At 34.1% G+C, this 20838-nt stretch carries 19 protein-coding genes; 12 read left to right on the top strand and 7 right to left on the bottom strand.

What is annotated here, in order from left to right; translation table 11 throughout:
- The first annotated feature begins 27 nt into the window (after positions 1–27).
- The gene (locus BLV84_RS12600; RefSeq protein WP_234953118.1) at positions 28–624 is read left to right on the top strand and encodes a TonB-dependent receptor plug domain-containing protein; all 597 of its coding nucleotides are present in this window, start codon (positions 28–30) and stop codon (positions 622–624) included.
- A gap of 89 nt (positions 625–713) precedes the next feature.
- The gene (locus tag BLV84_RS08115) at positions 714–2093 is read left to right on the top strand and encodes a TonB-dependent receptor domain-containing protein (protein ID WP_234953122.1); all 1380 of its coding nucleotides are present in this window, start codon (positions 714–716) and stop codon (positions 2091–2093) included.
- Between the two features lie 148 nt (positions 2094–2241).
- Here BLV84_RS08115 and BLV84_RS08110 read toward each other — a convergent pair whose 3' ends face one another.
- On the bottom strand, positions 2242–4050 hold the full coding sequence (locus BLV84_RS08110; RefSeq protein ID WP_159429405.1) for a TonB-dependent receptor plug domain-containing protein: 1809 nt from the start codon (positions 4048–4050) through the stop codon (positions 2242–2244).
- Between the two features lie 155 nt (positions 4051–4205).
- Between BLV84_RS08110 and BLV84_RS08105 the strand changes: the two genes are divergently transcribed.
- Positions 4206–5684 (top strand): aminotransferase-like domain-containing protein, encoded by a 1479-nt coding sequence (locus BLV84_RS08105; protein WP_093244168.1) that lies wholly within the window; start codon positions 4206–4208, stop codon positions 5682–5684.
- 200 nt (positions 5685–5884) lie between these two features.
- Entirely contained in the window at positions 5885–6922 is a 1038-nt protein-coding gene (locus BLV84_RS08100; RefSeq protein ID WP_093244201.1) for a cytochrome-c peroxidase, read from the top strand.
- Positions 6923–7021: 99 nt separating this feature from the next.
- Here BLV84_RS08100 and BLV84_RS08095 read toward each other — a convergent pair whose 3' ends face one another.
- Positions 7022–7600, bottom strand: coding sequence for a DUF1287 domain-containing protein (locus tag BLV84_RS08095; RefSeq protein WP_093244167.1), 579 nt, complete (start codon positions 7598–7600; stop codon positions 7022–7024).
- A 160-nt stretch (positions 7601–7760) separates the two neighbouring features.
- Here BLV84_RS08095 and BLV84_RS08090 point away from each other — a divergent pair, with 160 nt between their 5' ends.
- A complete protein-coding gene (locus BLV84_RS08090; RefSeq protein ID WP_093244166.1) occupies positions 7761–8537 on the top strand; it encodes a DUF1206 domain-containing protein in 777 nt (258 codons plus the stop codon).
- A 114-nt stretch (positions 8538–8651) separates the two neighbouring features.
- Here the strand turns inward: BLV84_RS08090 and BLV84_RS08085 are convergent, their stop codons facing one another.
- The 3 genes from BLV84_RS08085 to msrA all read right to left on the bottom strand — a co-directional run bounded on the left by BLV84_RS08085 (position 8652) and on the right by msrA (position 11890).
- Positions 8652–9641, bottom strand: coding sequence for an oxidoreductase family protein (locus BLV84_RS08085; RefSeq protein ID WP_234953117.1), 990 nt, complete (start codon positions 9639–9641; stop codon positions 8652–8654).
- An 88-nt stretch (positions 9642–9729) separates the two neighbouring features.
- Positions 9730–11136: a tRNA uridine-5-carboxymethylaminomethyl(34) synthesis GTPase MnmE gene (gene mnmE / locus BLV84_RS08080; RefSeq protein ID WP_093244165.1), complete on the bottom strand. Its 1407-nt coding sequence runs from the start codon at positions 11134–11136 to the stop codon at positions 9730–9732.
- Positions 11137–11224: 88 nt separating this feature from the next.
- Positions 11225–11890: a peptide-methionine (S)-S-oxide reductase MsrA gene (gene msrA, locus BLV84_RS08075; RefSeq protein ID WP_093244164.1), complete on the bottom strand. Its 666-nt coding sequence runs from the start codon at positions 11888–11890 to the stop codon at positions 11225–11227.
- A 156-nt stretch (positions 11891–12046) separates the two neighbouring features.
- Here msrA and BLV84_RS08070 point away from each other — a divergent pair, with 156 nt between their 5' ends.
- A complete protein-coding gene (locus BLV84_RS08070; protein WP_093244163.1) occupies positions 12047–12403 on the top strand; it encodes a DUF4870 domain-containing protein in 357 nt (118 codons plus the stop codon).
- 94 nt (positions 12404–12497) lie between these two features.
- Here BLV84_RS08070 and dnaN read toward each other — a convergent pair whose 3' ends face one another.
- Together dnaN and BLV84_RS08060 are read right to left on the bottom strand one after the other, a co-directional pair.
- Entirely contained in the window at positions 12498–13619 is a 1122-nt protein-coding gene (dnaN, locus tag BLV84_RS08065; RefSeq protein ID WP_093244162.1) for a DNA polymerase III subunit beta, read from the bottom strand.
- A gap of 179 nt (positions 13620–13798) precedes the next feature.
- On the bottom strand, positions 13799–14371 hold the full coding sequence (locus BLV84_RS08060; RefSeq protein WP_143521340.1) for a hypothetical protein: 573 nt from the start codon (positions 14369–14371) through the stop codon (positions 13799–13801).
- Between the two features lie 432 nt (positions 14372–14803).
- Here BLV84_RS08060 and BLV84_RS08055 point away from each other — a divergent pair, with 432 nt between their 5' ends.
- The 6 genes from BLV84_RS08055 to BLV84_RS08030 are packed head-to-tail and all read left to right on the top strand — an operon-like array spanning position 14804 to position 20817.
- The gene (locus BLV84_RS08055; RefSeq protein WP_093244160.1) at positions 14804–15496 is read left to right on the top strand and encodes a hypothetical protein; all 693 of its coding nucleotides are present in this window, start codon (positions 14804–14806) and stop codon (positions 15494–15496) included.
- Positions 15496–16767, top strand: a complete 1272-nt coding sequence (gene kynU, locus BLV84_RS08050) for a kynureninase (RefSeq protein WP_093244159.1) — start codon at positions 15496–15498, stop codon at positions 16765–16767. Before BLV84_RS08055 ends, kynU begins: the two co-directional genes overlap by 1 nt.
- Positions 16757–18148 (top strand): FAD-dependent oxidoreductase, encoded by a 1392-nt coding sequence (locus BLV84_RS08045; protein ID WP_093244158.1) that lies wholly within the window; start codon positions 16757–16759, stop codon positions 18146–18148. The genes kynU and BLV84_RS08045 overlap by 11 nt, the downstream gene beginning before the upstream one ends.
- 6 nt (positions 18149–18154) lie before the next feature.
- On the top strand, positions 18155–18574 hold the full coding sequence (locus BLV84_RS08040) for a RidA family protein (RefSeq protein ID WP_093244157.1): 420 nt from the start codon (positions 18155–18157) through the stop codon (positions 18572–18574).
- 4 nt (positions 18575–18578) lie between these two features.
- A complete protein-coding gene (locus tag BLV84_RS08035; RefSeq protein ID WP_093244156.1) occupies positions 18579–20024 on the top strand; it encodes an aldehyde dehydrogenase in 1446 nt (481 codons plus the stop codon).
- A 7-nt stretch (positions 20025–20031) separates the two neighbouring features.
- Positions 20032–20817 carry an SDR family oxidoreductase gene (locus tag BLV84_RS08030; RefSeq protein WP_093244199.1) on the top strand — a complete coding sequence of 262 codons (786 nt, stop codon included), beginning with the start codon at positions 20032–20034 and terminating at the stop codon, positions 20815–20817.
- Positions 20818–20838: the final 21 nt, after the last annotated feature.

Genomic DNA, 20838 nt, shown 5'->3' with positions numbered 1-20838 from the left:
TTATTAAAGATTTTAAAAGAAACTCAAATGCAAAGAATTCTTATTCTCTTTTTTATTGTTTTAAGCTCATCATTAAATTTATATGCCCAAGAAAAAGACAGTCTTTCACAAGTTCAAGAATTAAAGTCTGTTGATATCATCGCTTATTTCAGCAAGCAACCTATTCTAGAATTAACATCAGCTGGCGAATCTATTTCAACCAATTTAATTGAAACTCAACAAAACACAAGTTTACTTCCTTCACTCAATACTGTCTCAGGTTTACGTATGGAGGAACGCTCACCTGGAAGCTACAGGTTAGCCATGCGCGGAAGCCTGATCCGTTCACCTTTTGGTGTTCGTAATATCAAAATCTATCTCGATGAATTTGTCTTAACCGATGCAGGCGGAAACACCTACCTTAACCTCATCGATCCTGCCTCACTTTCATCTGTAAACATTTTAAAAGGTCCAGATGGCTCACTTTATGGTGCTAATTCAGGTTGCAACCTCATGGTTTTAGCGTCAATAAAAACAAAACTTCCTTACAAGTCGGTGGTGGTTCATACGGTTTATTTCAAGAACAAGTTTCTGTACAACGCAAAGTTAATGATGAGTACAGTTTTTCTATTGATCAGTCATTAACGCGCTCTGATGGCTACAGAGATCATACAGCTTTAAATAAAAAAACACTACAAACTGCTCACAAATGGAGATACTCCAAAACGAACACTTTGCGTTTTCTGGCTTTATATTCTGATTTAGAATATCAAACTCCAGGCGGACTCACCCAAAGTCAGTTAGAAGAAAATCGAAGAATGTCGAGGCCTGCCAGTGGACCTAATCCTTCTGCTAAGTCTCAAAATGCAAGGATTTACAATGAAACATTTTTTGGTGGAATTGCACACGACGCACAAATTTCTGATAAACTTAAACATAGCATCAGCATCTTTGGGTCTACAACTGATTTTGAAAATCCGTTTATCACCAATTATGAATTCAGAACCGAAGAAAATATTGGTTTACGCAGCTATTTTTCTTTTAAAGATGATGTTAATCAAAATTTCAAGTACCAAATGCAGATTGGTTTTGAAGGTCAAAAAGGCTGGAATAGCATTGATAATTTTGATAATAACCAAGGAAGTGTTGGCTCTACTCAAGCAAAAGATAATTTAGACAATTCAAGAGTATCTTATTTTTACAGAGCCAAAGCTAATCTTTTTAAACGCTGGACAATAGATGCTTCTTTGGGTCTTAATCAAGTTAAAATAGACTATCGCACGCGCTTTCCTGTTGTGCAAAATCCTGAAGGAGAAATTTCATTTGGAAGTATTTGGATGCCACGTGTTGCCACATCATATTTAATTAATGATGGTTTAGCCATTCGTGCATCGATCTCTAAAGGCTATTCACCACCAACAATCGCAGAGGTGAGATCCTCAGATAATACAATCAATACTGATTTAGAAGCTGAAACAGGTGTGAATTACGAATTGGGTTTGCGCTATGAAACTGAAAACAGACGCTTTATTGCAGATTTAAGTTTGTACAATTACAAAATGAATAACGGCATTGTTCGTCAGTTGAATGACAATGGAAATGAATATTACGTCAATGCGGGTGAGATTAATCAAAACGGAATTGAAGCTAGCTTTTGGGCAAACCTCATCAATGAAACAGAAAACAGATTCATTAGAAATTTAAAATTAAAAACAGCCTTAACATACAATCATTATCGTTTTGGAACTTATAAAGTTAAAGTCAATAATTTTTCAGATAACAAAGTAACTTCAGTGCCAGATTGGGTTATAAATAACAGCTTACTAATCAAATTTCCGGAAAATCTAAACTTAAATATCTCGCATCATTATACTTCTGATATTCCTTTAAATGATGCCAATACGGTTTATTCAAAAGCTTATCACCTAGTACAAATGAAGGGAAGCTGGAAATGGAATATCACAAATAAAACACAGATTGATTTTTTCGCTGGAGTTGATAATTTACTCAATGAAAACTACAGCTTAGGAAATGATATCAATGCTTACGGTCAGAGATATTTCAACCCAGCCGCAAAAAGAAATTATTATGGAGGAATGAAGTTAATCCTTTAGCAATCAGCTGAATGAATTTAACGGTATTATTCAATTAAAAACTCATCGATATTTATAGAAAAAGAACACAAGTATAAACTCTGATTGTGTTCTTTTTAAAATAAAACTTCTTAGTGATCTATAAAAATATTCTTCAATATGAATGAAATTACAACTGATTCCATTGATATTTTACTCCTAATCCAAACCAGCGTGTTGGCATAGGAACAGCACCTGCTTCAGTGTATTCTTCATCAAATAAATTGGTGATTTCAGTGTAGAGAAGAAACTTATTTAATTGATAATTAACACGAAGATCTGTGATATGATATGCACTGGCCAACTCGCGCTTAAGCCATCTGTTTTTTAGCTGAATAGAAAAATCTTTATACTGATAATTCACTCCCGTAATCAACTGATGTTTTAAAGATTCTAAAGTATATTTAGATTGGTTGCCCTCTGAATTTTCTAGGCTTGGTTTTAAATAATGATAACTTAAATCATATCCTAACTTCTGTTGTGGTGCCAATTCAAAATGATGTTGTACTCTGCCGTAAAGACCATGTATTTTATTTTTCCCAAAATTAATTGGTGTATAAGGTTCTGATGCATCATCTCTCACCCAATCAATAAAATCGGTAATATTTCTATAAAAATATCCTGTTTTAAACTGAAAGCTTCTTTTTTGATATTGAATATTTCCTTCATAAGACCATGCATTCTCTGGCTCTAAACTTTCATTACCTACATTCCCTGGACGCTGATCGAGATACAAATCTGTAAAAGAAGGAATGCGCTGACCAGAACCAATGCTCGTTGAAAGCGTCCAAGCATCATTGATAAGGTACGCCACATCAATCCCAGGATAGACTTGCCAATCATAGTCAGTATTGTAATTGGCATACAAACCCGCTGATGTTCTAATTTTATCACCGATTTTTGTTTTCAGTTCCGCATAAGCTCCATGATTGTCGCGTTTGTGTTCACCGATGTTCGAACTGTTGATCTCCTCTAAACGTGATTCCCAACCAAAGCCAAAAGTTCCAATTTTTGTATCAAGACTCGCATTAAGTTCAAGCATCAAAGCATTGGTGTAATGCATAGATCGGCCTTTGCTGATATCATATTTAAAATAACGATAATCATCTTCCCCATAACGATTGCTGATACGCGGCGAAATTGTAAAATTACCCCAGCTGTGTTTTGAAGAAAGACTAAAAACAGAAGACTCCACGATTTCTTCAGAATTAACATCACCAGGCGCCGCATAAAATCCATTAGCCCCAAAACGGCTAAAAGCATAACCAGCCATAGCTTGTAAACTATGATTAGTATTGAAATCATAATTCCCGTTATAAAACAGACGTGTATTTTTGGAAGCTGAATTATAGCGCTGACCATTGTACTTGTTCTGACTGATTGAAAAAAGTTGAGTCTGTTTATCAGTACCATATATGCCGGTTATTTCAGCAGAACCTCCAGCATAAATTCCAGAGCCATCACCTTCGTCCTTGCTTTTAAAAGAACTCCCTGTCTGAAGCTTTGCCGTCACAGAAGAACGTCTTTCTTTTTTAGTCACAATATTAATCGCTCCCGTTAAAGCATTAATGCCATACACCCTTGCAGCTGCACCTCTTAAAACCTCGATATGATCAATTGCGCTTAAAGGCACCGGGATATTCATCATATTATGTGCTGTTTGTGAGTCAATCATTTTTACGCCATTAATCAACACAATCGTTTGTTCAGAAGTACCACCATCAATGGCAACATCTGTTTGTGTGCCAAAAGGTCCTCTTTGGCGGATATCAACACCACCGATATAGGTCAAAACTTCGTTAAGTGATTTAACAGGGAGCGCCTCAATTTGCTCTTGAGTAATAACTTGTATATCGCGATTTGTTTTACTAAAAGGCGTCTCTAAACGATTACCTTGAATGATGACTTCATCTAATTTTTGAGTTTGATTTTGTGACATCTTCAAGCTATCTTTTTGTTGGGCAACACATAAAGTGTTAACAAACAAGCTGCCTATTATGAATACTTTTTTTACCATTATTCTTTGCTCATTTTTTTTACAGGCTGCAAATATTCTGATAAAATCATTAGCTTTGATAGTCCGATATAAAAATAATGAGTAGTCCGGTTAAAATCAGTTTTAAATCATTTATAAAAATAGATCGTCGTAAAAAAGAAGCGATTTATATGCAAATCGTCTATCAGTTTATTAACGCTGTGAAAAGCAATCTTTTAGAACAAGGCGATCAACTTCCTGGTAGTCGAAAAATTGCTACAGAATTACAAGTTCATCGGCAAACGGTGATTGCTGCTCTGGAAGAACTACAAGAGCAAGGCTGGGTAAAAATGCAAGCCAACTTAGGAACATTTGTTAAAAACCCAGAAATTTACTCTAAACAAAACGAAGTAAAAAAGACTTTTCAGCAGCCTCCCAAAAAGGCTAGTTATCATTTTAGAAAAGAATTTATTTTAGATTCTCCTTTAGATGAACATCAAGAAAAATTCTATTTTACTGACGGCACGCCTGATGCCCGAGTTATTAGTACAGAAGAATTAGGCCGCTTTTATAGCTCAGTCATGCGAAGAAAAAAAAACCAAAGCACAGTTTTTAACACTGATAAAAGTAAATTATTTTTCAAAAATCAGTTGAGTTATTATTTAAACTTAAGCAGAGGTTTTCATCTTTCAAGAGATTATTTATTGCCGATCACGAGTCTTGAGCAAGTTCATTCTATCCTAGCGCGATTGTTAATCAATTCGGGAGATATGGTTTTAGTTGAAGAATATAGTTATTTTCTTTCAAATATGATATTCAATCAGGCGGGAGCTCAGATTAAAACCACACCTATTGATGCTGAAGGAATGGATGTTGAATATATCAGAAAACATTTTAAACCTGGTGAAATACGTTTTGTATACCTCAACACTAGATCGCAATACCCAACAACGAAAACCCTTTCTGAGCAAAGAAGAAAACAACTTTTGAGATTAGCTAAAGCCTATGATTTTATCATCATAGAAAATGACATTGATTTTGAATTTTCAATATTAAATAAAAAAGAATCATTATTAAGTCTTGATGGTGCAGATCGTGTAATTTATATAGGTTCGTTTGGCAGATTTTTAAATCCAGGTTTTCAAATGAATTTTATAATTGCAGCTGAAGATTTTTTAGAAGAAGCAGCAAAGTACTTGAATGTTTATGGTAAACCAGATATTATGATGAAAAAAGCTCTAGGCGAGCTTATTCATCAAGGTGACATCCATAGGTATCAGAGAAAATCGAAAAAAGTGATTGCCGAACGAAAAGAAGGCTTTGCGAAATTACTCGATTTATATTTTAAAAATCAAATTACTTTTGAAGTTCCTGATTCAGGTTTGGCATTTTGGATTCAGTTTAAAAAGTTCTTTTCATTAACAGAACTTCAAAAGAAGGCAAAAGAAAAAGAATTATTTATACCTCGTATTTGCTTATACCAAGACAAAAAAATCAGAGCTTTGAGATTGGGGTTTGCGCATTTCAATCAGCAAGAAATGGAAACCGCTATTGAGACACTTGCCCAAGCATATTTGGAGGTTCTTGATAAAAATTGAGCTAAGAATATATTTAGCTGAAATTTGTGCTTTTATTCTCAATTAAATTTTTATCAACATACAATAGGAAATTTAAAATATCAAAAACTTTACATCACTAAGATCAAGAGGATTTAACTCACTAGAACTGACATTTGTCATCTTATTATGAAGCAAATAAACTTAACTTTATTGAAGGTAATTCTTTAAATCATAATACTATGAAACGCCTCTTTATCTTCTTATTTTTAATTCCATTTATTTCTTGTAACGACAATCAAAAAGCTGATAAAAAAAACGCAACAACTATTAAGCTCGCTGAAGAAGGCTACGAACCTTTAACAGATGCTCAGATTTACTTTGAACCAATTTCTTCTGTAGAAATGAAGAAACCTGATGAAAAAGCAGTAGAGCTAGGAAAGCATTTATTTTATGATACGCGCTTATCAGGTGAAGGTAATATTAGTTGTAACTCATGCCATAATCTCAAAACTTTTGGCGTAGATAATGAAAGATTTTCTCCTGGTGATGCAGAAGGTACCATGGGAAACAGAAATTCACCAACAGTTTTGCACGCAGCTTTACATAGAATGCAATTTTGGGATGGACGCGCAGAAACTGTTGAGGAACAAGCCGCTGGACCGATATTAAACCCAGTTGAGCATAATATAAAAGATGAAGAACAGTTGGTTAACCGTTTAAAAGAAATAGAACTCTATCAAGATTTATTTAAAAAAACCTATGGTGAAGGGAGTATTACTTTTGACAATATCATTAATGCGATTGGTGATTTTGAGCGTACATTAATGCCTGAAAGTCGTTTTGATAAATACCTGGAAGGTGACAAAACTGCTCTAAATGCCAAGGAAAAAAGAGGACTCAAAAGCTTTATTGATGCAGGTTGTATCACATGCCATAGCGGTGTGGCTATGGGCGGACAAATGCTTCAAAAATTTGGATTATACGAAGATTATTGGAAAGAAACGAAATCTGAAACAATTGACTTAGGCTTGTATGAAGTGAGCCAAAATGAAATGGACAAATACTTTTTTAAAGTTCCAGGTTTGCGTAATGTCGAACATACTTACCCATATTTCCATGATGGCTCGGTTAAAGACTTGAAAAAAACCGTTGAATTAATGGTAAAACTTCAAACCAAAAATGATCTGACAGAAAATGAAATAGATGATATGGTGGCTTTTCTCAACAGCCTCTCATCTGACGTTTCTGACGATGTAAAGCAATCACCTTTCAAATAAATTTAGTAAACTTTGAATAGAAAAAGTCTTTAGAGAAAAGCTATCTAGTTTTATCTAAAGACTTTTTTTAGTTATTAAAAGGAGCTTCAAGATAATGTCTTATTTATAATTGTAATGTCCAATGATTTTGAAATCAAATAAGCAATCTTCGACCACTTGACCTGCACCGATATTATGAACAATTAAAGATCTTTTTCCATCATTAGACTTCAAATCAACCACAATACCAATATGAGTCATTCCATTATTTAATCGCCAAGCAACAACATGTCCAGGTTTATAATCATCGGGATTATTTGTGATTGGTAATTCAGTATTCATTCTTTTGAAAAACCTCATCAAATTCGGTACTCTTCTATGATCAATATTTTTATCAGTTGTATTGAGTCCCCAAATTTGAGGATAATCCTTAAAATTAGCCTTCATATCTTCATGAACTAATTTCTGTAAGTCAATATTCATTTGACGATAAACTCTGATGATAACATCAGTGCAAACACCTTTACCATCTGGCACATCACCATTTGGATAGTCTATTGAAAAGTAACTTGGATCGTATATTACCTCTTCATCAATGAGCTCAATCGCATGATCAGATAAAGTTTTTACAGAATTTTCAGTTTGAGAATATATAACAACTGAAAACGTGAAAATTATAAATAGAAATAACGCTTTCATATCTATAAAACGAAATATCAAATAAAGAATTGCATAGTAAGGCTAAATTTCAGAAAACTCATAATCATAATATTTCGTTAGATATGATTTCAATTGTACAAAGTATTTTATTTTTAGGATTAAATGTTAATTCGTTAATTGATTTTAATCATAATATAAAGTGAAAAAATCTTACAAGACAATAGCTATCGTTGGCTTTATCTCTAAAGGCTTTATCTATTTAGTTATTGGTTTTTTATCATTATTAGCTGCATTACAATTAGGTGGTGAAAGTTCTGGAACCAATCAAGCTTTGGCTTTTTTAAAAAGTCAACCTTTTGGACAAGTTATGCTTTTGCTTCTTGGTGCTGGCCTTATATGTTATTCTGTTTGGATGTTTTTACAAAGTATCAAAGACCCTGAAAATAGAGGCTCAAACAGAAATGCGAAACTACGTCGATTTAGTCTTTTCACCACAGGTTTAGTTTATACAGCCGTTGCTGTTATGGCTTTTTACCATTTATTCACAAGTTCTTACAAGGGTGATTCTCAAACAAAATATATGAGTTTTATAGATCCCTCAGTTTTATCTTATATTTTTATTGGAATTGGAATCGTTCTCTTAGTCCAAGGAATTATTCTTATTATTGGTGCTTTTAAAGGCGGTTTGTTAGACCAGTTTAATTTAGAAGGGCAAAAACATCATAAAATCATCAGATCGGTTGGAAGATTTGGATTTTATGCGCGAGCGTTTGTTGTGCTTATTATCGCTTATTTCTTTTTACGTGCTGGTATTTATACTGGCAACCATGACATCAAAGGCATGCAAGATGCTTTTGCCTTTATGGATCAATCAACATTTGGCAGAGTGTTGATGGCAATTACAGCAATAGGATTTATTTCTTATGGTGCATTCTTTGTTTTCCTGACAAGATTTAGAAGTTTTGAAGAGAATTAGCTTTCATCATTTGAATTTTAGTTCATCGCTAAAAATGCAAATTTAGAGAAAAAATTGTCAAAAGTTTCACTAAGTTTTTTTGATGAATACAAGGCTAAAATTAAAGGAAGATATTTATTGTTGGGGATTGAGAATTTTCAAAACCTCATCCACTTTTTCTTCAGTATAGCTATTCACCTTTTTGTGGTTTGGCATCCAGCCTTTCATAAATCTCATAAAATCGGCAACAGCAAAAGGATGCAACTTTCTCCACTCCTGCTCTAATTTTTCATATTCTTCAAGACTCATAGAGTTTAAACAAAGATTTTTAAGCACATCAAAATAAAAATTCAGAATCTCTTTTTCATATTTCTGACACTCTTCCGAAGTTAAACAACTCCCTATTAAATAGGCTACATCTTTCATCCCACAACCACCGCCGACATATTGAAAATCGACTGCTGCAACGGCATCACCGTTTTTAGAAAAACAGAAATTAGCTACTTTGGCATCACCATGAACAAGGGTTTGATATTGACAATTATTAAGTAAATCATCAATGCGCTTAGCTTTATCTTTTAAAGGAGAAAGCTCCGTTTTATTAAATTCCTCAGGCCGAGTCTCCAAGTGCCAATAAGTCCCAATTTTCCAGAGTCCGTTTGGTGATTTGTTAAAAAATGTTACGTGAAAATGAGCAAGCCAACGCAAACAAAGTTTTACTTCAGTTAGTTTTAAATGCTCTTTTCGCAAAGGAAAAAAATGATCCAAATCCTCCAAGACAATCCACTGTTTTTGTTCTTGCGATAACGACCCTAAAAATTGTGGCGTACGACAATCAACTGAGCAATTTTGGTTATAATTTTTATACCAATTTGTTTCTACTTCGTATGATTTCACTTTGCGTTGATGCGAAATATCAGTATTCCAACCTCTCGGATGTGTTTTGACTTTTTCTAATCTAATCTGTTTCACCACAACAGATTCATATGCTGATCCGTATAACTGAAATCGAGAAATCTTCCCATATCCACTCCATAAAGATTGTATAACCTCAGTTTCTTGACAATCTTTTGCTTTCAATAGCTTTTGTAAATATGATTTGAATTCAGGGTGCATTGATCCCATATAGTTTTGAAAAACAAACTTAAATAAATAAGTGAAAATTCTCTACAAACAACTGCTTGTAAGCTAAAATATAAACTTTATTCTTGATCTACTTCCCGATGCAGAAATTCGCAAAAATGTTACCCAAGAGCTCATCATTTGTGACTTCACCTGTGATTTCTCCGAAATGATAAAGAGCTTGACGTAAATCAATGGCTAATAAATCTGTGGTTAAGCCTTGATTTAAGCCTTCCTGAACTTCATTGATTTCTTTAAGTGCGGCTTGTAAAGAGGCGTAATGTCTCGCATTGGTTACAATCGCATCTTGAGATTGTAAAGCGCCTGTATCTACAAGTGATGTCAACTTTTCCTTTAAATCTCCAATGCCTTGTTTCTGTTTTGCTGAAATAAAATGAATGTCATCAAATTCTAACTGTAAAACTTCTTTTTGATCTCCAGTCAACCCATCAAGTTTGTTAGCGATGACTAAAATAGGTTTATGAGAAAACTCTGATTTTAACTTATCGATTTCTGTTTTTAAACTTTCTAAAGTTGGTGTCTTTGAGTCTTCGTTAAATAATGATGGACTGTCTATCAGACGTAAAACAATCTGTGATTGTTCTATTTTTTCAAAGGTTTTCTTAATTCCTAAACCTTCAATTTTATCATCAGTGACACGGATGCCGGCCGTATCGATAAATCTAAAACCTATGCCGTTAATCGATATCTCGTCTTCAATACTATCTCTTGTTGTTCCTGCGATATCACTCACAATGGCTCTTTCTTCATTAAGAAAAGCATTGAGTAATGTTGATTTTCCAACATTTGGCTCACCGACAATTGCGACGGGAATTCCCTTCTTCAAAACATTACCAACCGCAAAAGAATCAATGAGATATTGAAGTGTTTTCTGAATTTTTAAGATTAAATTCTGAAATTGCTCTCGATTGGCAAACTCAACATCTTCTTCAGAAAAATCGAGTTCAAGCTCTATTAAAGAAGCAAAATCAAGTAATTCTTGCCTTAATTCTTTGAGTTGATTCGAAAAACCGCCACGCATTTGCTGCATTGCCATTTGGTGTGAAGCTGCGTTATCACTCGCAATCAAATCAGCAACGGCTTCAGCCTGACTCAAGTCCATTTTTCCATTAAGAAAAGCTCTCATGGTAAATTCGCCAGCATTGGCAACGCGACAACCTTTTTGAACTAATAACTGTATAACTTCATTTAAGATAAAGTAACTGCCATGACATGAAATTTCGACACTTGGCTCAGCTGTATACGAGCGTTGACCTTTAAAAACAGTGACTAAAGCTTCATCAATCACGCGATCACCGTCTTTGATTAAACCTAATTGAACAGTATGCGAAGTTTGTTCAAGAAGAGATTTCCTTGATCGACTAAAAAAAATGGGATTGCAAAAATCAATAGCTTTTGATCCGCTAACTCTGATAACGCCGATTGCTCCGCTTCCTGAAGGTGTTGCTAAGGCAACAATTGTGTCTTGAATTGTCATGCTGCAAAGTTACAGACATATATTGAATTTATGAAAAGCTGAAAATTCTTATTTGGTACCTTATGAAAAAGATAATCTTGCTTTAAATTTATTTTAGTAATTCAGGAAATTTGGCTTTAAATTTTTCAAATCTTGGGTTAGATACATTTAATATGTATGGATTATTGGGATGTTTCTTTTTATAATCTTGATGGTAATCCTCGCCTACCCAAAATTTCTGAAATGGCATCACTTCAGCAGCAATTGCCTTGTCGTATTCTTTTTGTAATTCATCAATTTTGTTTTGAACAATTGCTTTTTGCTCTTTGTTTTGGTAAAAAATAATCGATCTATACTGCGAGCCAATATCTGGGCCTTGACCATTTTTTTGAGTCACATTTTGAGAACCAAAGTAAACATCGACTAAGGTTTCAAAATCGATAAGTTCAGGATCATAAATAATTTCTACAGCCTCAGCATGACCAGTTGTGCCAGTGTTACTCAACTCATAAGTTGGGTTTTCTGTATGCCCGCCAGCATAACCTGATATTGATTCTTTAACGCCTTTTACACTTTCATAAACTGCTTCAACGCACCAAAAGCATCCACTTGCAAAATAGGCTTTTTTATAGCCTTCTTTAGTTTCAGCAGCTTCAATAGGTTCTTTGTCATAAAGTGCTTTTTGTTTTGCGTTTTGATTTTGCGCCGTGTTGTTTTGACAACTCATTAGCAAAAGGCTAAACATTGAAATAAATATATTTTTAATCATCTTCATATTTAATTGAATAATACTTCTAAATTTGCGGGTTTAAATTTTAAAAGCAAAGACAAATTTAAGAATTGCTAACAGAATTATAAAATAACACTTTGTAACGAAAACCTAAATTTTAAGTCTAACTATTTAAACAAATTAATCAATTATAATTTTACCATGGAAGTACACCAAAAAGCGCAGCGCGAAGACAAACAAATTATTATGTTCACACACTTGTCTCAACTACTCAATTTATTTACAGGTTTTGGAGGATTAATTGCGCCTCTAATAATTTGGCTTGTCAAAAAAGATGAAATTATTAACCTTGATGAAGAAGGTAAAAAGGTTTTAAATTTTCAAATTACAATGCTTATAGCTGCTATCGTATCGATACCACTTATGTTGATTTTAATTGGCTTCGTTATTATTTTTGCAGTCGGACTTTTAACTTTAATCTTTCCGATTATTAATGCCGTTAAAGCAAATAATGGTCAGCCAACAAGTTATCCGCTTTCTTTTAAATTTTTAAAATAATTTAATTGAGTTTTTATTTTTATCTAAAAATCATAAAACACAAAAAAGCCGTATCAAACTTGATACGGTTTTTTGCTATATATTAATGATATACTTACGAGTTACTCAGCATCACTGGCATCACAAGCATCGTGATTGTTTCTCCTTCTTCGAGGCCATCAACTGGCGTTAAAATACCAGCACGATTTGGTAAACTCATTCTTAGCTGAACTTGGTCAGCTGTTAAGTTTCCTAACATTTCGATTAAGAATTTTGAGTTAAACCCAATCTCGATATCATCACCCTGATAATCACACGTTAAACGTTCTTTAGCTCGGTTAGAGTAATCAACATCTTCTGCTGAAATATGAAGCTCAGAACCTGCAATTTTTAATCTGATTTGGTGTGTTGTTTTATTTGAGAAAATAGAAACACGTTTAACTGAATTTAAAAACTGTGATTTATCAACCACCAATACATTCGGGTTTTCTTGCGGGATTACAGCTTCGTAGTTTGGGTATTTCCCATCAACCAAACGACAAGTTAACTGAATGTCTTCAAAAATAAACTTTGCGTTAGATTCGTTATATTCAATTTTAACGTCATTTTCTTCACCTTGCAATGTGTTTCTGAGTATCGTTAAAGGTTTTTTAGGCATAATGAATTCAGTAGCTTTTTCCACTACCTTGTCAGCTCTGTGGTACTTTACAAGTTTATGTGCATCTGTGCCAACAAAAGTGGTTCCTTGCTCGTTCATCTGAAAAAGAACACCATTCATCACAGGACGCAAATCGTCATTACCAGTTGCAAAAAGTGTTTTATGAATCGCTGTCGCTAAGATATCACCTTGAATATCTGTCGTCATTGCGTCTTCAACCTCAATTTCGTTAGGGTAATCCTCAGCATCTGCGTAAGCAATTTCGTATTTACCCTGATCAGAACTGATCTCTAAGGTATTGTTTTCATTCACAACAAATGTTAAGGGTTGCTCAGGAAAAGTTTTGAGTGTATCTAAAATTAACTTTGCAGGGACAGCAATACTACCTTCATCAGTTGTTTCAATCTCTAAAGTTGAGGTGATTGTTGTCTCCAAATCAGAGGCTGTCATACTTAATTTTCCACTGCTAATTTCAAACAAGAAATTATCTAAAATTGGTAAAGTATTGTTGTTATTGAGCACACCGCCTAGAAGTTGTAGCTTTTTAAGCATATGGCTACTCGAGACTATAAATTTCATAGGATTCAAAATTAATTTAATACAAATATATTTTATATATCAGATTATTGAAAGCAAATTCTATTTATTTTAATTTTCAAGTCTTAAAAGTCAAATATTTTTTAAACTTAAATAAAAAAAGCTGCCCAACTCACTCGGACAGCTCAAACCTCACTTCACATTAAAGTTTTAAAATTTTTTTATAGGCCGGGATAAAATAACGGTGGTGTATCAGCATTGATAGAAGCACTCACACTTTTAAGTGATTCTTCATTAAAAGATGAATCCATAAATTGTCCGTTAAGCTTGAGTTTGACTTTTGCAGTCGCAACATTATTTCCATTAAGCGGCCCGTGAGAAGCGTGGAGAACCTCAATCTGACCGCTAACGGAAAAATACATTCCATTATCTAAATGCGATATATAAGCTCCTGAACTATCATCAGCATCACTGTTAATAGCTGTAACAATCTCACCGTTTATTTCGATAAGTGTAAGATTCATAATATGATTACCTGACGAACTACTCCCATTAACAATATAAACACCTGACACACCATCAACTTCAGTATCTTCAGGGTCTGTTGAATAAACAACATAAGCTAAATCTTCAGCTGTACTTGTGTAAGAACCAACACCTTCAATGTTGTACTCAAAACTTCCATTTCCATCACTGCCTACCGGGTCAGGATTACCAGAATCATCATCGCTACTGCATGATAAAGACATTAGGGCAAGAACAAATGTTAACAGGACAAAATTCATTTTTTTCATAGTAAATTGTATTTAAATGTTAGTTAATTATTTTAAAAAAACAGCAGCACCATCATCTGATTAAGTGGATTTTTGATTGATAAAATTTACGCAACTATTCAAATAGTAAATCTAATTTTATGACTAATAATTTTCAAATTAAGATGCTGCTGCACCTAAGAATCTCGTTTAAGCTAATAAGAAAATTGGTTTTTAAACAACTCACTCAACCCTACAAATATCTGAAAATCAATACATTTAAATCGCCAAAATGTATAAACGCATCCAAACAATGTATAATTGGATAAAATTGCTTTATGTCTTGTACTTAACTAGCATTGATTATTTATAAACTCAGGTCGTTTCACATTTAACTAAATCATTATTAAGATTCGAAAATTAACTTTGTGTAGCTGTGAGACTTCATTTATATTTACGAAAATTCTAATCAAAATGAAATATTTAAATCTTTTGCTCGCCTTATTATTTTTGATTTCTTGTCAAGAAAACCAAAAAAAAGAAGCAGAAAAACAGCAGATAGAAACCCAAAGCCTAATTGAAAATAATGAAAAATCTATCCTACATTCTATTGCAGAGGCGCATGGTTTCAAAAATTGGGATAAAATTTCATCTTTAGAATACACTTTTAATATTGATCGCGGAGGAAGACACATGGAACGCAATTGGATTTGGAACCCAAAAACTGGCGAGGTCGAAATGATGATTGATGCTCAAAAAACTAAATTCAACACCAATAATGTTGATGACGATTTAGCTGAAGCACATCAAAAATTTATCAATGATAAATACTGGTTACTTTTCCCTTTTCAACTTGTTTGGGATGATGGATTTTCTCACGAAATTAAAGAAAACATCAAAGCGCCAATAAGTGGTGATGAAAGCACACAAGTCACAATTCAATACAACAAAAATGACGGCTACACACCTGGCGACAAATATAAAATCTACGTCAATAATTCAAACCAAATTCAAGAATGGGGTTATTATCCTGGCGGACAAGATGAGCCTGCTACTGAAACTACTTGGGAAGATTACACTACTCAAAAAGGTTTAAAAATTTCACAAATGCATCAAAATAAAGATGCCTCATTTAAGCTCTATTTTACGGATTTAAAAATAAATTAATGATTTACGAAAACTCACTTCAATTCGCTGAAAAATTAGATCAGAATGATTCTTTAAAACATTTCAGAAACGAATTTTATATCCCAAAAAAAGAAAATGGTGAAGATAAAATTTACTTCTGCGGAAATTCTTTAGGCTTACAAGCAAAACAAACTCAAGATTACATACAAAAAGAACTCAAGGATTGGGCAAAACTCGGTGTAGACGGACATACAGATGCTGAACATGCATGGAAACCTTATCACGAATTTCTAACAAATTCAATGTCAAAAATTGTAGGTGCAAAACCTGAAGAAGTTGTCATTATGAATACCTTGACAACCAATTTGCATCTGATGATGGTTTCGTTTTATCAACCAACACATAAAAGACATAAAATCATCATTGAAAGCGATGCTTTCCCTTCTGATAAATATGCTGTAGAATCACAGATTAAACACCATGGTTTTGATCCTTCAGATTCTCTTTTGCTTTGGCAGCCTAGAGAAGGTGAAAATCTCTGTCGTTATGAAGATTTAGAAAAAATATTAGACGACAATAAAGACGAAGTTGCTTTGGTGATGATCGGTAGCACAAATTACTACTCTGGTCAATCTTTTAATCTCAAAAAAATCACAGAACTTGGACATCAACATAATGCAAAAGTTGGTTTTGATTTAGCGCATGGCGCAGGAAATATACAACCAAACCTCCACGAAAGCAATGCAGATTTCGCTGTGTGGTGTACTTACAAATATCTGAATTCAGGCCCAGGAAGTTTAGGCGGCTGTTTTGTTCATGAACGTCACGCAAATAACCCAAAACTTAACAGGTTTGCTGGTTGGTGGGGACATGACAAAGCCACGCGTTTTAATATGCGTAAAGACTTCTCTCCAATTCCTGGTGCTGAAGGTTGGCAACTCAGTAATCCACCAATTTTATCAATGGCAGCCATTCGCGCATCACTGGATGTTTTTGAAAAAGCTGGTTTTGAAAATCTTAGAAAAAAATCGGTTCAACTCACTGGATTTTTAGAGTTTTTAGTCAAAGAACTCAATAATGATAAAATCAATATCATTACACCCGAAAATCCTGAAGAACGTGGTTGTCAATTGTCATTTCAAATCAAAGATGCCGATAAATCACTTTTTGAAAAACTGACTGAAGCTGGAGTTGTCGCTGATTGGCGTGAGCCAGATGTGATTCGTATTGCACCAACACCGCTTTACAATTCTTATAAAGATGTTTACAATTTTATACAAATTCTAAAAAAACTGCTTAATGAAAAATAGAGAACATCTTCTCATTATCGGTGCTGGCCTTTGTGGTTCATTACTAGCTTTGAGAATGGCACAACATGGCTACAAAATAACTTTGGTTGAAAAAAGACCAGATTTAAGAAAAGAAAAATTATCGGCAGGTCGTTCCATTAATCTCGCCTTTTCAGATCGGGCTTTCAAGGCTTTTAAAATGGCTGGTCTTGAGAAAAAAGTTTCCAAAATTTTAATTCCTATGCACGGCAGAATGCTTCACAGCATTGATGGTGAAACATTTTTATCGAAATACAGCGGACGTGATGATGAATATATTAATTCTGTTTCTAGAACTGAGTTAAATACACTTTTACTCAACGAAATTGAAAAATTTGAAAGTGTTAACTTAATCTTCAATCATTCTTGTCAACATCTCGATTTAGAAAATTCAACAGGCGTTTTCTTTGATGAAAAGAATCAACAAAAGATTAATTTAACTGCTGATTTTATTTTTGGAACTGATGGTGCTGGTTCAGTTGTAAGACAAAGTATGCAATCCCAAAAAGATTTTTTATTTAGTCATTCACAGGAGTTTTTGACGCATGGTTATAAAGAATTAAACTTTCCACCCAACAAAGAGAATGATTATGCCATAGAAAAAAATGCTTTGCATATTTGGCCAAGGGGTGAAAACATGTTGATAGCCTTGCCTAATCCTGATCAAAGTTTTACAGTGACCTTATTTTTAGCTTATGAAGGTGGCGAGTACAACTTCAATAATCTCACAAATCCAGAAATTGTTGAGGAGTATTTCAAAAAAGTCTATCCTGATGCTTATGAAATTTTACCTAATTTAAAAACTGAGTTTTTCGAGAATCCAACCTCTCCGCTTGGCACAGTCAAGTGTTCTCCTTGGTATTACAATAAATCCATTTTAATGGGCGACGCAGCACACGCCATTGTTCCTTTTTACGGGCAAGGCATGAATGCTTCTTTTGAAGACGTTTTTGTTTTTGATGAATGTCTTCACGACCAGGATTTTGATCTTGACAAAACATTCGTTAGCTTTTCAAAAAAGAGAAAAGAAGATGCTGATGCTATTGCAAATTTAGCGCTTGACAACTTTTATGAAATGAAATCGCATACTGCCCAAGACATCTTTCTTAGAAAAAGAAAAATTGAATTGGCTTTAGAAAAGAAATTTCCTGAAGCTTATGCTTCAAAATATTCTTTAGTCACTTTTAAGGAAGAAATTCCATACAAAGAAGCTATGGAAAAAGGTCGTGCACAAGATAAAGCCATTTTAAGTTTATTAAAACACGAAAAACTTAATGATAACCAAAGTTTAGAAGAACAATTAAAATTGATCAATAAAACAACACAACAACTCCGCGAAGGAGATTTTTTACTAGAAAATTAAAATATAATGGGAAATAAATTAGTTGAGGGAAAAGCAAAACCTCGTGGTGCTTATCCACATATCAAACGTGTCGGAGATTTTTTGTTTATCTCAGGCACAAGTTCTCGCTTGCCAGACAACAGCATTGGTGGCGTTCATAAAGTTGATCAAATGGGAAGCTTAACGATCGATATCAAAGAACAAACGAAAATAGTTCTTGACAATATCAAAGATTATTTGGCTGAAGAAAACGCAACACTTGATGATGTCGTTGATGTGACAACATTTCTTGTGAATATGAATGATTTTGCAGGCTACAATCAAGTTTATGCGGAATACTTTAAAGCCGAAAACGGACCGGCTCGCACAACTGTTGCCGTACATCAATTACCACATCCGCACTTGGTGATTGAGATAAAAGCGATGGCTTACAAACCTTTAAAATAATAGAATGCAGAAGATTTTACATTTTATCAATGGTGAATTTAAAGCCTCAATTTCTAAGCAATGGTTAGATAATTATAACCCAGCTGAAGGAAAAGTCTATAGTAAAATCGCTGATGCTGACGAACAAGATGTTGAGTTAGCCTACAAAGCGGCCAAAAAGGCTTTTCCGAATTGGTCCAAAACCACAATTGATAAACGCAGTGAAATCTTACTCAAAATCGCTGACCTCATCGATGAAAATTTTGAAAAACTTGCAAAAGCTGAATCTATTGATAATGGTAAACCTTTAAGTTTAGCCAAAGCAGTTGACATCCCGCGTGCTGCTGCAAACTTTAGATTTTATGCAAAAGCGATTACACAATTTAGCGGTAAAGCTTATGAAAGTCAGGGTTTAAACACGCAAAATATCACGCTCAATCAAGCGATTGGCGTTGTGGGTTGCATCTCTCCTTGGAATTTACCTCTTTACTTATTTTCATGGAAAATTGCGCCAGCTTTAGCTGCTGGAAATACTGTTGTTGCAAAACCTAGTGAAATCACTCCGATGACGGCTTTTATGCTTGCAGATATTTGTCAGAAAGCAGGTTTACCAGATGGCGTTCTCAATATTATTCATGGTCGTGGACAATCAGCTGGTCAGGCTATTGTTGCGCATCCTGATATTAAAGCGATTAGTTTTACGGGAGGAACAGCAACAGGTCAACATATTGCCAAAACAACGGCACCGATGTTTAAAAAATTATCTCTTGAACTTGGCGGAAAAAATCCTAATTTGATTTTTGCCGACTGCGATTACGATAAAATGCTTTCAACCACCGTCAAATCTTCATTTGCCAATCAAGGGCAAATTTGTTTATGCGGTAGCCGTATTTATGTCGAAGATAAAATCTATGATAAATTTAAAAAAGATTTTATCACAAAAACCAAAGCCTTAAAAATTGGTTATCCTTTGGATAGTTCAACAAATTTTGGTGCGCTGGTTTCAAAAGAACATCTTGAAAAAGTAGCTTCCTATATTGACATCGCTAAACAAGAAGGTGCTAAAATTTTAGCAGGCGGACAAAAAGTAAAAGTTAAAAACTATGAAAAGGGTTATTATTTTGAACCGACTATTTTAGAAGTTCAAAATAATCAATGTCGCATTAATCAAGAAGAAATTTTTGGTCCTGTGGTCAGCCTCATGAAGTTTTCATCTGATGATGAAGCACTTCAACTGGCAAATGAAACCAAATACGGACTTTCAGCGACTGTTTGGACAAATAACCTTAACAGAAGCATGCGTTTTTCAAAAGAAATAAACGCAGGTATTGTATGGATTAACACTTGGCTTAATCGTGATTTAAGAACACCTTTTGGCGGTGTAAAGCAAAGCGGACTTGGTCGTGAAGGTGGCTTTGATGCCTTAGAGTTCTTTACAGAACAAAAAAATATTTGTATCACTTATGAATAAAATAGAAATGAATATATCTCTTAAAAATAAAAATGCGCTTTTATGCGGAAGTACAGCCGGAATTGGCAAAGCAACTGCAGAGATAATGGCAAAACTCGGTGCTAATATCACTTTAGTTGCAAGAAATGAAGACAAGTTGAAAAATACTTTAGCTTCACTTTCACAAGACGACAATCAAGAACATGATTATATCGTTGCTGATTTTTCAAATCCAGAAGAATTGAGAGAAAAAATCAATCATAAAGTTGAAAATAAAACTTATCATATTTTATTAAATAATACTGGTGGCCCTAAAGGTGGCGCTATTTATGAAGCTGGAACAGATGAGTTTGACAAAGCTTTTCAAATGCATGTGATTTGCAATCAAATATTGGCACAAGCCGTTGTTCCTGGCATGAAAAAAGCTAACTATGGTCGAATTATCAATATTATTTCAACCTCTGTCAAGCAACCTATTGATGGTCTTGGCGTTAGCAACACCATACGTGGCGCAGTTGCGAGTTGGAGTAAAACGATGGCAAATGAACTTGGTCAATTTGGAATCACAGTTAATAATGTTTTACCAGGTTTTACAGCCACAGGACGTTTAGATAGCATCATTACCAACAAAGCAAAAAAGAACCAAAAGTCTGAAAATGAAACTGCTGAAATGATGAAATCACTCGTACCAGCTAAACGTTTTGGTCAACCTAAAGAAGTTGCACAAGCTGTTGTTTTTCTTTCTTCTGAACTTGCGGGTTACATCAACGGTATAAATTTACCTGTTGATGGCGGTCGCACAAAAGCACTCTAATATTCTTATTTAAATCTCATT

The sequence above is a fragment of the Psychroflexus halocasei genome (assembly GCF_900107595.1).
GTDB classification, from domain to species: Bacteria; Bacteroidota; Bacteroidia; order Flavobacteriales; family Flavobacteriaceae; genus Psychroflexus; species Psychroflexus halocasei.
Note: the sequence above shows the minus strand (reverse complement) of the source record. Positions and strands in the feature narration are given on the sequence as shown.